Raw genomic sequence first — 12,660 nt, 5'->3', positions numbered from 1 at the left:
GGCCGGAGAAGGGCAGAAGGGCCACAGACGGGAGAAGGGCCGGAGACGGGAGGAGGCCCGGAGACCGGCGGAGGGCGTGAAGACGGGAGAAGGGGCCTCCGGTCGTCCGTGGACGACCGGAGGCCCCTTCGGTGTACGTCGTACCGTCAGACGGTCGCCTCGGCCCTGTTCTCGGCCCAACCGTCGGCCCAGCTGTCGGTCCTGCCCTCGGCCCTGTTCTCGGCCGGCTTGCGGTGCCGGCCGTGCGGGGCCGAGTCGCCGTCCTGGGACGAGACCGGGCCCCGGTGCCGGCCGTGTCCGGCCGTCCCCTGGGAGTCGGCGGCCTGCGGCTGCCTGGTGCTTGCGTCGCTCATCGGAAGAATTCACCCCGTCAACATGATCTTTCTTTACAGCCGGGTGATTTTATCCAGCACACCGAGGCGTCGATCCAGGCGGGCACGCCATCCGCTGCTACTTCGTTACAAGTCGGCCGAGCGGGGCCTGCTGAAGGGGGACCGGACGGGCGGCGGTCGGCACCGGCCGCGGCGGTTCCAGGAGCGGCGGAGCGCCCTCGGACGGCGAGGGTGAGGGAGCCGGCGAAGGCGGTTCGGTGACCGGTGCCGTCAACGGCGCCACCCCGCAGGGCTCGGCCTCCGTGGCGTACGGCAGCCGCAGCACACCCTCCGGTGTCCACAGCCCACTGCCCGTCAACCACCCCTCGGGAGGACGGAGTTGATGAAGCCGACGATCGGCCGGACGCCACACGCCCACCCAGGTGCCGAACGGGCCGTCAATGCGCAGCGCCACCGCGCAGGCCTCGGGGACGAGCGCCTGGCCCGGCTGGCTGGCGAACGGGGTGAGAGTGAGGTCCGGGGGGTGCAGGGACTCCGGGAAACGGACCGGCAGCGTGCTGCCGAGGACGCCCCAGCCCAGGCGTGCCTCGCCCGGCGACGGCGCGTCCGAGCGGATGAGCAGCAGACCGCTGTCGGGGTCGGCGAGCAGCAGGCGGTCGTCGCTGTCGGCGGCGATCTGGAGCAGGGGCGACACCTCGCCGCCGCGCTCCAGGTCGACGACGATCGTCTTGGTGCGGCCGCCGAACTCACGGTCCAGCGCGAGCATGCGGCCCGTGCGGTCCAGCCAGACACCGCCCGAGCAGCGGCCGGGGATCTCGGCGAGGTACTCGGGGCCGAAGGTGCCGCCCGCGACCAGCCAGACGGTCGTCGTGCTGCGGCCGACGGCGAGGGCGTACGCGCGTTCGCCGCAGGGGGCCGGCGGGAGCAGACGCAGCCGGGTGCCCTCGTCCGGGCACTCGACGGCGCCCAGCGGCAGCTCGCCCGTGCCGGGGCCGGTCGGATACAGCAGGGAGAAGGCGTGCCGTCCCTCGATCGGCCGCCGGATCAGGACCCTGCCGTCGGCCATCGGCTGCACCTCCGTGCCGGGCTCCTCCGGTTGGTTGCCGGGCAGCGGCACGGCGTACGGCTCGGGGCCGTCCAGGGTCCAGCGCTCGGGGAACCAGCAGTCCCCGGCCCGCGCGAGCCGCGCGGCGTAGGCGCCCCCCGCGGTGATCACACAGTCGGCCCCGCTCCCACGGCCCCCCGCGTCCAGGTACCCGGCCCCGCCCGCACCGCGAGGCGCGTCCACGTCGCCGACCCCGCTCGCACGATCGGCGGCGGCCACGGGACCGACCGCGCCCGCCGGGCCGGTCGCGGCCGGGTGACCGGCCTCGCCCGTCGGGCCGGCTGTGGTCGGGTGACCGGCCTCGCCCGCCGGGTCGGTCGCGGTCAGGTGATCGGTCGTGCCCCCAGGGCCGGCCGTGGTCAGGTGACCGGCCGCGCCCTCAAGGCCGGCCGTGGGCACGCGGTCCCAGCCCTCTGTGACGCCGGGGACCCCCGTGAACCCACGGTCCTGGTCCTCCGTGAACCCACGGTCTTCCGCAGGCCCAGGGTCTTCCGTGAACCCACGGTGCTGCGGGATTCCGTGGATCTCCGTGAACCCTCGGTCCTCCGTGAACCCGCGGTCCTGGTCCTCCGTGAACCCGCGGTTCTCTGGGGCCCCACGGTCCTCAGGGGCTCCAGCCGCCTCCGCGTCCTCACGGTCCTCAGGGAGCGCGTGGCCCGCCGGGATCACTGGGATCGCCGGGACCACGGGGATCGCCGAGATCACTGGTACGGCCGGGATCGCCGGTACGGCCGGGGTCATGTGCTCCGCCATGAGCGTGCGGCTCAGGTGTTCCTCCGCGTGGTCCCCCGCGGGCCCCTCCGCCTCCGGCGGGGGCTCGGCGGCGCCGTCCTCGGGGTCCTTCCCGTCCGCGGCGGTGGGTTCGATCGCACAGGCCGGCATCGTCATCGTTCGGTCACCTCCGGCGACGAAGCTAGTTTTCGTACGCGCGGACGTGGGACCGCCGAGCGGTCTTCTTCCCTCATAAGAGTGGTGCAGAAGCGATTCGCCTGAGGGTGGTGGGAGACGTGTGCATCGACCACCCGCCTGCTCCCGGCCGACGGCCCTGGCGGCCGCGTCGGCATCGGCGGCACCGGTACGGGCCGGTGAGACGGCCAGGTAGCCTTTCCCCGTGCCCCGTCTGTCAGAAGTCATCGCCGCGCTGGAGAACCTGTGGCCCGCCGCGCGGGCCGAGTCCTGGGACGCGGTCGGCACCGTCGTCGGCGACCCCGAGCAGGAGGTCTCCCGGGTTCTGTTCGCCGTCGACCCGGTCCAGGAGATCGTCGACGAAGCCGTGAAGCTCGGCGCCGATCTGCTCGTCACCCATCATCCGCTGTACCTGCGCGGGACGACGACCGTCGCGGCCTCCACCTTCAAGGGCCGTGTCGTGCACACCCTCATCAAGAACGACATCGCCCTGCACGTGGCGCACACCAACGCGGACACCGCCGATCCCGGCGTGAGCGACGCCCTCGCCGGTGCGCTCGACCTGCGGGTCGTCCGGCCCCTCGTGCCGGACCCGAGCGACCCCGGGGGGCGGCGCGGCCTCGGACGCGTCTGCGAACTCGACCACCCGCTCACCGTCCGCGAGCTCGCGGCCCGCGCCGCCGAGCGGCTGCCCGCCACCACGCAGGGCATCCGGGTGGCGGGGGACCCGGAGGCACTGGTGCGGACCGTCGCCGTCAGCGGCGGCTCCGGCGACAGCCTGTTCGACCACGTCCGGGCGGCCGGCGTCGACGCCTTCCTCACCGCGGACCTGCGCCACCACCCGGCGTCGGAGTTCATCGCGGACCGCGCCCACGGCGCCCACCCACCTCTCGCGCTGCTCGACGCGGCGCACTGGGCCACCGAGTGGCCCTGGTGCGAGCTGGCCGCCGGCCAGCTCGACGAGATCTCCGACCGGCGGGGGTGGGGCCTGCGGGTCCACGTCTCCCGTACGGTCACCGACCCCTGGACGGCCCACGCGGCGTCCAACACCACCTCTAGCTCAATGGGAGCCCCCAACTGAACGCCGCGCCCGCCGACCAGATCCGACTCCTCGACGTCCAGTCCCTCGACGCCCGTCTCCAGCAGCTCGCGCACAAGCGGAGGTCGCTGCCCGAGCACGCCGAGATCGAGTCGCTGAACAAGGACCTCACGCAGCTGCGCGACCTCCTTGTCGCGGCGCAGACCGAGGAGAGCGACACCGCCCGCGAGCAGACCAAGGCCGAGCAGGACGTCGACCAGGTCCGCCAGCGCGCCGCCCGCGACCAGCAGCGGCTCGACTCCGGGGCCGTCACCTCGCCCAAGGACCTGGAGAACCTCCAGAAGGAGATCGTCTCCCTCGCCAAGCGCCAGGGCGACCTCGAGGACATCGTCCTGGAGGTCATGGAGCGCCGCGAGAGCGCGCAGGAGCGTGCCGCCGAGCTGACCGAGCGGGTCGGTTCCGTCCAGGGCAAGATCGACGACGCCATCGCGCGCCGGGACACGGCCCTGGAGAACTTCGACGGCGAGTCCGCCGGTGTCACCAAGGAGCGCGAGGTCATCGCGGCCACCGTGCCCGCCGATCTGCTCAAGCTCTACGAGAAGCTGCGCGAGCAGCAGGGCGGCGTCGGCGCGGCCAAGCTCTACCAGCGCACCTGCCAGGGCTGCCGCCAGGAGCTCGCCATCACGGAGCTGGCCGAGATCCGCAAGGCCCCGTCCGACGCGGTCCTTCGCTGCGAGAACTGCCGTCGCATCCTCGTGCGCACGTCCGAGTCCGGTCTGTAGCCGGTCTGTAGCCGGTCGGCAGGCGGGGGCTCCCGGCTCCGGGCAGCCGGGGCAGCCGGTCCGGGCAGTCCGGGGGCAGTCGACGGCAGCCGGGGGCGTCGAGACGTAGCGGGACGCAGTAAGACGCAGTAAGACGCAGTAAGACGTGATGAGTCGCGTCACGAGGCGGTAAGGGGCGTACGTCGTGCGGGAGTTCATCGTCGAGGCCGACGGCGGGTCGCGGGGCAACCCGGGGCCCGCGGGCTACGGCAGCGTGGTGATCGACGCGGCGACGGGGGAGACGCTCGTCGAGCGCGCCGAGTACATCGGCGTCGCCACCAACAACGTGGCCGAGTACCGGGGGCTGGTGGCCGGTCTGCGCGCCGCCCGTGAGCTCGACCCGTCGGCCACGGTGCGGGTGCGCATGGACTCCAAGCTGGTCGTCGAGCAGATGTCGGGCCGCTGGAAGATCAAGCACCCCGACATGAAGCCGCTGGCCGCAGAGGCGGCCCGGATCCTCCCGCCCGGGCAGGTCACCTACGAGTGGATGCCGCGCGAGCGGAACAAGCACGCCGACCGTCTGGCGAACGAGGCGATGGACGCGGGCAAGCGGGGCGAGCAGTGGGACGCCGCGGCGTCCCGGGCCGAGCTCGCCGGCCGTGCTCCGGCGGCTCCGGCCGTCCCCGAGCCGATCGGCCCGCCCGGCGACGCGACGGCGGGCGCGGCCAAGGCCCGCGAGGCCCTCGCCCGGTCCCGCCCGGCCGCCGACACCGCACCGGAGAAGCAGGAGAAGCAGGAGAAGCAGGAGGAGCGGGAGACGCGGGAAGCGGGGGGAAGGGCGGAGGACGCGACGACGACCGGCGCCGATCTCCGCGCAGCCCGCACGGTCGCCGCCACCCCGGCTCCCGCCGCCACCCCGGCTCCCGCCGCCGCTCCCGCCCCTCGTGCCGCCACGCCCGCCGCCACGCCCAGCGTCGGCTGGGGGTCGGCGCCCGATCTCGGGGCGCCCGCCACCTTCGTGCTGCTGCGGCACGGCGAGACGCCGCTCACGCCGCAGAAGCGGTTCTCCGGCAGCGGCGGCACCGACCCCTCCCTCTCGGACGTCGGCCGGGAACAGGCCGAGCGGGTCGCCGCCGCCCTCGCCCGGCGCGGGACCGTCCAGCACATCCTCGCCTCCCCGCTCGCCCGTACCCGGGAGACCGCCGGGGCCGTGGCCGCCCGCCTCGGCCTCGAGGTCACCGTCGAGGACGGGCTGATCGAGACCGACTTCGGGGCCTGGGAGGGGCTGACCTTCGGCGAGGTCCGCGAGCGCCACCCCGAGGACCTGAACGCCTGGCTGGCCGATCCCGAGGCCGAGCCGACCGGCGGCGGTGAGAGCTTCGCGGCGACCGCGACCCGCATCGCGGCCACCCGGGACAGACTGGTCGAGGCGTACGCCGGCCGCACGGTTCTGCTGGTCACCCATGTGACCCCGATCAAGACGTTCGTACGGCTCGCCCTGGGCGCTCCGCCGGAGTCGCTGTTCCGCATGGAACTGTCGGCGGCCTCGCTGTCGGTGGTGGCCTACTACGCGGACGGCAACGCCAGTGTCCGCCTGCTCAACGACACGTCCCACCTGCGGGCCTGAGCAGCGCGGCGGTCCGCGCGAGCGCCTCGATCCGCGGCCAGTCCCGCGCCGCGACCGCGTCCGCCGGGACCATCCAACTCCCGCCCACGCAAGCGACGTTGGGCAGGGACAGATACTCCGGCGCGTTGTCCGGGCCGATCCCGCCGGTCGGGCAGAACCGGGCCTGGGGGAGCGGCCCGGCCAGTGACCTGAGGTAGGCCGTGCCGCCCGCGGCCTGCGCCGGGAAGAACTTCATCTCCCGCACCCCGCGTTCCAGCAGCGCCACGACCTCCGACGTGGTCGACACCCCGGGCAGGAAGGGCAGCCCGGACGCCCGCATCGCCGCCAGCAGGGAGTCCGTCCAGCCGGGGCTCACCAGGAACCGCGCGCCGCCCTCCCCGCACGCCGTCACCTGCTCCGGCGTGATGACCGTCCCGGCCCCGACGACCGCCTCCGGGACCGACCCGGAGATCTCCCGGATCGCGTCGAGCGCGGCCGGTGTCCGCAGGGTCACCTCGATCGCGGGCAGGCCGCCCGCCACCAGGGCGCGCGCCAGCGGTACGGCGTCGGCGGCGTCCTCGACGACCACCACGGGCACGACCGGGGCCAGATCCAGTACGGAACCGGCCGAGGCAGCGGAAGAGGAGGGCAGGGGCGAGGTCATGCGCCTCATCCTGCCCTCGGTGCGCAACATGCGCAAAGGGCATTGCGCATGTTGCAACGAGAGGGGGTGCCAGGGGGGCCTCAGTGCACCTCGTCCACTAGCACGTCCAGCGTCCAGGCGGTCGTCGCCGCCTTCGCCTTCGCCGGGGCCTTCTCCTCCACCACGTATCCGAGGTCCCGCAGCGCCTCCACCAGCTCGGCGGGACCCGCGGGGGCGATGCCCGCCGTCAGCAGGCTCCGGACGATCCGGCCCTTGGTCGCCTTGTTGAAGTGGCTGACGACCTTCCGGGTCGGCGCGTGCAGCACCCGCACGCTCGCCGTCCGCCCCGCGACCTCGCCCTTCGGCTTCCAGGGCCCCGCGTACGCGGCCGACCGCAGGTCCAGCACCAGCCCGCTGCCCGCCGCCTCGGGCAGCACGGACGCCATCGGAGCACGCCAGTGCGCCGCCACGGCACCCAGAGCGGGCAGCTTCACACCCATCGAGCAGCGGTAGGACGGGATCCGGTCCGTCACCCGGACGGCACCCCACAGCCCCGAGAAGACGAGCAGCGACCGGGCCGCGCGCCTCTTGGCGGCCGCGTCGAGGGAGGCCAGGCCGAGAGCGTCGTAGAGGACGCCCGTGTAGATCTCCCCGGCGGGCCGGGCTCCCGCCGTGCGCAGCAGCGTGTTCTTCGCGACCTCGCCGCGCAGCCCCTCGCTCAGCCCGAGCACCTCGCGCGCCTTGTCCTCGTCGGCCGCGCACAGCTCGACCAGCTCGTCGAGGACGGCCTCGCGGGCGGCGCCGAGTCCCGGCAGGGAGAGCGCCTCCGGCTGGAGCGGGGCGCCACGCCCGGAGGACGCCTTGCCTTCGGAGGGCGGCAGCAGGACAAGCACGGGGAATCTCCTTCAATAGAGCTCTGCTGCGCCAGCGTACGACGTACGAGTCGGCACCCCAGCCGAGGTCCGCGCCGGCCCGGATCCCACCCGGATCCGGCCCGGAATGCGCGCGGAACCCACCCGTCCGCTCGCCCGGCGCCCTGCGCCCGCCCGGCGGCATGAACCGGCACCCGAAGGCGTTGCACCCGCAGTGGCAGTGGCAGTGGCAGTGGCGATAGTGCTAGTGCTGGCGATGGCGATGGCGATGGCGATGGCGATGGCGCGGACGGGGCGCGTGGGGGTGGCGGGTGAGCGGTGAACGTCGTCGTGAACAGGCGTTGTGGACCAGAGCCCGACTGGGCCGCGGCGGCCCGCCCCTGGACCTCCTCACCGCGCGCTTCGACCGGCACGTCTACGCCCCGCACGCCCACGAGGAGTTCACCGTCGGGGTCTGCGTGAGCGGCTCGGAGGTCATCGACTACCGCGGCGGCCACATCCGTACCGGACCCGGCTCCATCGTCGTGCTGGCTCCCGGCGAGACACACACCGGCGGCCCCGGCAACGACACCGACGGCTACGCCTACCGCGCCCTGTACGCCGGTCCCGCCCTGCTCACCGAGGGCGTACTCGGCGGTGTGCCGCACTTCCGCGAGCCGCTCCTCGACGACCCCGAACTGGCCGCCGCCCTGCGCCGGACGCACGCGGAACTGGCCGCCTGCCCGGACCCCCTGGAGGCCGAGTCCCGCCTGCCGTGGCTGCTGACGGCCCTCGCCCGGCGCCACTCCACGGCCCGGCCGGTGTGCGACACGATCCCCGGCGCCGAGCAGCTCACCCAGGCCGTGCGCACCCGCCTCGCCGACGAGCTCCTCGCCCCGCCCTCCCTGGCCGACCTCGCGGCCGACCTGGGACTGTCCCGCTACCAGCTCCTGCGCGCCTTCCGAACGACGACGGGCATGCCGCCGTACGCCTGGCTGGCCCAGTACCGGGTGGCCCGGGCCCGCGGCCTGCTGGAGTCCGGGCTGCGTCCCGCGGAGGTGGCCGGCCTCGTCGGCTTCGCGGACCAGGCCCATCTCACCCGCTGGTTCCGCCGCGTGCTGGGCGTGACCCCGGCGGCGTACCGCAACAGCGTTCAAGACACCTGACCGGGGCCGGCCGACACTCCCGGTATGACTGCACGCGGCTGGTTCCTGTTCTCCCTGATGGGAGTGGTCTGGGGCATCCCCTACCTGATGATCAAAGTGGCGGTGGAGGACCTCTCCCCGTCCATGGTGGTGTTCACCCGGTGCGCGCTGGGCGCGGCCCTCCTGCTCCCCTTCGCGCTACGGCAGCGGGGCCTGGTCCGGACGGTACGGGCGCACTGGAAGCCCATGCTGGCCTTCGCGGTCATCGAGATCATCGGCCCCTGGTTCACCCTCACGGACGCCGAGCGGCACCTGTCCAGCTCCACCGCCGGTCTGCTGGTCGCGGGCGTGCCGATCGTGGGCGTGCTGGCGGCCCGCTTCCTCGGGGACACGGAGGTGCTGGGCGTCCGGCGGACGGCGGGCCTGGCCGTGGGCCTCGGCGGGGTGGCGGTCCTGACGGTCCCGCACCTGACCGGCGGCGACGCGAAGTCCCTGGCCGAGGTGCTGCTGACGGTCGTCGGCTATGCGACCGCCCCGCTGATCGCGGCCCGCCGCCTGAAGGACGTCCCCACCCTTCACCTCATCGTCCCCTGCCTGACCCTGGCGGCGCTCGTCTACGCACCCGCGGCCGCCGCGACCTGGCCGTCGGAGGTACCCGACGGCTCCGTCCTGGGAGCGCTGGCGGCCCTCGGGATCGTCTGCACGGCCGTCGCCTTCGTGGCGTTCCTGGAGCTGATCAAGGAGATCGGCCCGACCCGCTCGACGGTCATCACCTACGTCAACCCCGCGGTCGCGGTGGCGGCGGGCGCGCTGTTCCTGGACGAGCCCCTCACCGCCGCTGTCCTGGCCGCCTTCACTCTGATCCTCGCGGGCTCGGTCCTGGCGACCGCCGCGGGCCCGGCCGCCGGAACGGGACGGCGCCCGCGCCCGGTAACATGGTCGACACGGCAGACGAGCCGGGCGGACGGCCGCGTGGAGTCCCTCACGGGACTTCCCGAGGAACGTCCGGGCTCCACAGGGCAAGGTGATGGCTAACGGCCACCCGGGGTGACCCGCGGGACAGTGCCACAGAAAACAGACCGCCGGGGACCTCGGTCCTCGGTAAGGGTGAAACGGTGGTGTAAGAGACCACCAGTGCCCAGGGTGACCTGGGCAGCTAGGTAAACCCCACCTGGAGCAAGGTCAAAAGGAAACACCCCGGTGTTTCTGCGTGGACGTTCGAGGGCTGCCCGCCCGAGTCCACGGGTAGACCGCACGAGGCCGGCGGCAACGCCGGCCCTAGATGGATGGCCGTCTCCCCGGCCGCCGCGAGGCAGCCGGGCGACAGAACCCGGCGTATAGCCCTGCTCGTCTGCCGCTCTTTATTTCTGCAGGTCAGAGGCCATGTTTTTTGGCTAAACAAACTCTCGGGGTCGAATCCGGGTCGAATCTGGGCCGTGCGGGTGAGTGACATCGTGGATGTGTACGCCGAGTATCGTCGCTCCGGTCCGACTCGTATGGGGCAAGTGGGGCCATATCGGCGTCATGTCGCGTGCAGAACGCAGTCGGAGGCTGGTGGGTAGTGGGTCTGGACGCTTCCGAGGCAGCGGAAAGTATGGTCCGGTGTGTCTTCCTGTGTGGCGCGCACTGGCATGGCGGGGCAGGCGGGATTGAGCTGTCCCTAGTTTCGTGGGTCAACGAAGTTGAGCGGTTCAAGGTGTCCTCGGGCTCGGCGGGTGGTAACGCAGCGTGTGCGTAGCCGCTGGTTAGCAGGGTTCCGGAAGCCGTGCGCATGATTACTCAGGACCACGAGCGCCTCATAACGGGGCCGACAGACCCGTCACCGACCGTGATAGCACGTCAGCGACAAGAGCCAGGCGCACCGCTCAAGAGCGAAGAGCCAGCAACGACACGGCTGTGGCCTCCCGCCGGGCATCCTGGGCGGGACGCTCAACGGCGGCTCGGCCGTCCTGGCGACGCACGAACTGGACAGCGCACAGTTCTGCGCCGTTGACCGCGCCCGCACGTCGGCGGCCGAGTTCGGGATCGACTCGAATGACGGACTCGAGACCGAGCGACCTGGATCGACATCAGCGTAGAAGCCCCGTAAGCGCCGCACTCACGGGGCTTCTGCGATGCGCGAGTCAGCCCCTGACTCGAGTGCCTACACCCGCAGTCGAGCTACTCGGCATTAATCTTCTCCGCCGTGGGGGAAGCCCGACACCGACGCCAGGAACTGTGCTGACGTGAAGTAGGGATTGTTCGTGCCACCGAGCACCTCGATAAGGATCGCTTCCTCGTCGCACTCCATGACTCGGTACTGGTCACCTGCCCGGAGCGCGAGGCCCTTGCCGTCCTCGCCGTCGGACACGACGTCGAAGACCTGGCCCTTCGTCGAGCACGGGGCGTTCCGCTTCTTGGCCGCAGCCTTGGCGGCCCTGAATACGTTCTTCCCGCCAGCTTCAGCACCCCGGCCGATGGCCCACCCGCCCACGGCAGTGACGACGGCCAGCGCCCCGGGGCCGCCCACCTTCTTCGCCAGCGTCGTCATCATCTGGTATCCCCCCAGATTGCCCACCCATACCTCCTCGTTGGCCGCGCATCAGGGGCAATCTTATGGAAGGTGGCCATCGACATGTCCATTATTGGCCGGGTACGGCGTGCAGTTCACGAAGATGCGGAACGCCGTGATGGACGCCGGCCAGATCGGCATGGCGCTGCTGACTGCGTGCATCGCGCAGGAGCGGCTGCGGGACCTGCTCGCCCTCGCCCGCACCGGGCCGACCGCGAGCGCGTCGGCCACCTGTGTTGGAAGGTCCTCACCTGGTACGCGGACTCCGAGGTCCGCCAGCTCGCGGTCACTCTCGACTGCTCGTGGCCCAAGATCTCGGCGTTTCATCGCGACCGGCCACTGCTACGCCACCAGCGAGGGCGTCAACCGGATGATCAAGCTATGCGCGCGGAATACGAACGGCTTCCGGAACCCGGCCAACCAGCGGCTACGCACACGCTGCGTCACCACCCGCCGAGCCCGAGGGCACCTCGCACCGCTCAACTTCGTTGACCCAGTTTCGTAGAGTCCGCGGACTGGGTCAGCTCAACGGTCGAGCGCACGAGAATAATCATCGACACCCCGTCAACGACGGTGCGTTGAGTGTCAGCTGGCCCGGATTGACTGTAGAGGCAAGGTGCATTACTGGCCGGGTACGGCGTGCTCGTTGGGTGCTCTCCGTAAATGATCTTAAAGGCTTGGGGTGCAGTCCGCGCTGCCGTGCGACGGATTGCGGATCGGAGGACCAGCGCAGCTATCGACTGTGGCGCGGACGGATGCTCAGCAGCCCGCAAAAAGCGGAGCCCACGTCAGTAGAATTCCGCTGGCCTCCGCGAGCGACCTCCATCTGGGGTCGTCCGGCTGCTTCTCCAGGACCAGCACAGGGCGTATCTGCCCAAAGATCCTAACACGTTGGAGCTGGTGGGCGTAGTCGAGGACCTGGCCAATTCCCAGCCGAATCTGCTGATCCTCGCTCGCGCCGGTCAGGCTCTTGACCTCAGCGATGAACACGTCGTCGCCGCGCGACCAGCCCGCGTCGAACCTCGGAGCGTGGCGAGCATGCCCGCGAAGCTCGATCTGCTGTCGAGCAAGGTGCTCGACCAGTGCTGTGACAGTTGCTTCGTGTGCTCTCGTGCCCTTGTCGAGCTGATCAAGGTCGAGCGCAAGTGCACCAGCTTCGTGCTGACCGACGCTCCGTCGCCGGAGTGGGCCGCCGAGGATGCCATCCCCAGTCTGAGGCAGTACGAGGACTCGGTCACTGCCGCTCTCAGCTTGTCGCAGCTCTCGACAACGTGCGGGAAATCGTCCGAGGAGGTCCGCGAAGCCGTCCGCGTCCACGACACACACGTGGTAGCCCCGGTCGCGCTCCCACGCTGCACGCACGAGCTTCTGGCTGTACTCCCGGCGTGCGTCGGTCACAACCTGGCTTGCGAGATCACCATGAACCACGACAGTGATCTTGCGTGAGAAGTCTGGTTTCCACCCCGCCCCGAGCCTCAGGGCAATCTCGATGCAGTGTTTTCGGATGGTCCACTCGCCGTCGATGAGCACTTTGCCGGTGAAGCAGAGTGTCTGTCCTCTGAGCGAGCGAACCCAGCCATCGCAGAGCCTGCCGTCCATGATCCCCCTCTTCTGCCTCATGATTCTGACGTGTCTCCGGTGCCGTCTGGCGTCGGTCGTGGAACCCGTGCTGCCCTGACCTACTGGTCAACTTCGGGGTCCTGTGCTTTGGCCTGCATGCA

10 protein-coding genes, 1 other RNA gene and 1 pseudogene are annotated in these 12,660 nt (G+C 71.6%); 6 read left to right on the top strand and 6 right to left on the bottom strand.

The window, feature by feature from the left end; translation table 11 throughout:
- Positions 1–146 precede the first annotated feature (146 nt).
- Both AOQ37_RS27270 and AOQ37_RS27265 read right to left on the bottom strand, forming a co-directional pair.
- Entirely contained in the window at positions 147–353 is a 207-nt protein-coding gene (locus AOQ37_RS27270; RefSeq protein WP_062647854.1) for a hypothetical protein, read from the bottom strand.
- Between the two features lie 97 nt (positions 354–450).
- A complete protein-coding gene (locus AOQ37_RS27265; RefSeq protein WP_062647892.1) occupies positions 451–1,584 on the bottom strand; it encodes a hypothetical protein in 1,134 nt (377 codons plus the stop codon).
- A gap of 964 nt (positions 1,585–2,548) precedes the next feature.
- Between AOQ37_RS27265 and AOQ37_RS27260 the strand changes: the two genes are divergently transcribed.
- The 3 genes from AOQ37_RS27260 (at position 2,549) to AOQ37_RS27250 (ending at position 5,770) form a co-directional block, all read left to right on the top strand.
- Entirely contained in the window at positions 2,549–3,424 is an 876-nt protein-coding gene (locus tag AOQ37_RS27260; RefSeq protein ID WP_062647852.1) for a Nif3-like dinuclear metal center hexameric protein, read from the top strand.
- Positions 3,421–4,164, top strand: coding sequence for a zinc ribbon domain-containing protein (locus tag AOQ37_RS42025; protein ID WP_078890372.1), 744 nt, complete (start codon positions 3,421–3,423; stop codon positions 4,162–4,164). Before AOQ37_RS27260 ends, AOQ37_RS42025 begins: the two co-directional genes overlap by 4 nt.
- Positions 4,165–4,348: 184 nt before the next feature.
- The gene (locus tag AOQ37_RS27250; protein WP_062647848.1) at positions 4,349–5,770 is read left to right on the top strand and encodes a bifunctional RNase H/acid phosphatase; all 1,422 of its coding nucleotides are present in this window, start codon (positions 4,349–4,351) and stop codon (positions 5,768–5,770) included.
- On the opposite strand, the gene eda is transcribed toward AOQ37_RS27250, so the two are convergent.
- Both eda and yaaA read right to left on the bottom strand, forming a co-directional pair.
- Positions 5,742–6,413 (bottom strand): bifunctional 4-hydroxy-2-oxoglutarate aldolase/2-dehydro-3-deoxy-phosphogluconate aldolase, encoded by a 672-nt coding sequence (gene eda, locus AOQ37_RS27245; RefSeq protein ID WP_062647847.1) that lies wholly within the window; start codon positions 6,411–6,413, stop codon positions 5,742–5,744. The two genes, AOQ37_RS27250 and eda, sit on opposite strands and share 29 nt — an antisense overlap.
- An 80-nt stretch (positions 6,414–6,493) precedes the next feature.
- Positions 6,494–7,285, bottom strand: a complete 792-nt coding sequence (gene yaaA, locus AOQ37_RS27240; protein WP_062647845.1) for a peroxide stress protein YaaA — start codon at positions 7,283–7,285, stop codon at positions 6,494–6,496.
- A gap of 290 nt (positions 7,286–7,575) precedes the next feature.
- Here yaaA and AOQ37_RS27235 point away from each other — a divergent pair, with 290 nt between their 5' ends.
- The 3 genes and pseudogenes from AOQ37_RS27235 to rnpB all read left to right on the top strand — a co-directional run bounded on the left by AOQ37_RS27235 (position 7,576) and on the right by rnpB (position 9,742).
- A complete protein-coding gene (locus tag AOQ37_RS27235) occupies positions 7,576–8,409 on the top strand; it encodes a helix-turn-helix domain-containing protein (protein ID WP_062647843.1) in 834 nt (277 codons plus the stop codon).
- Between the two features lie 24 nt (positions 8,410–8,433).
- A pseudogene (locus AOQ37_RS42175) lies at positions 8,434–9,261 on the top strand (DMT family transporter); the annotation flags it as partial.
- A 79-nt stretch (positions 9,262–9,340) separates the two neighbouring features.
- An RNA gene (gene rnpB, locus AOQ37_RS27225) (RNase P RNA component class A) lies at positions 9,341–9,742 on the top strand.
- Between the two features lie 816 nt (positions 9,743–10,558).
- Here rnpB and AOQ37_RS27220 read toward each other — a convergent pair.
- Positions 10,559–10,945: a hypothetical protein gene (locus AOQ37_RS27220; protein WP_062647838.1), complete on the bottom strand. Its 387-nt coding sequence runs from the start codon at positions 10,943–10,945 to the stop codon at positions 10,559–10,561.
- A 753-nt stretch (positions 10,946–11,698) separates the two neighbouring features.
- On the bottom strand, positions 11,699–12,559 hold the full coding sequence (locus AOQ37_RS27210) for a BRCT domain-containing protein (RefSeq protein WP_234437014.1): 861 nt from the start codon (positions 12,557–12,559) through the stop codon (positions 11,699–11,701).
- Between the last annotated feature and the right edge of the window lie 101 nt (positions 12,560–12,660).

The organism is Streptomyces maremycinicus, assembly GCF_001184025.1.
GTDB lineage: Bacteria > Actinomycetota > Actinomycetes > Streptomycetales > Streptomycetaceae > Streptomyces > Streptomyces maremycinicus.
The sequence above is the reverse complement of the archived record's forward strand: the minus strand, read 5'-3'. Positions and strand labels throughout refer to the sequence as shown.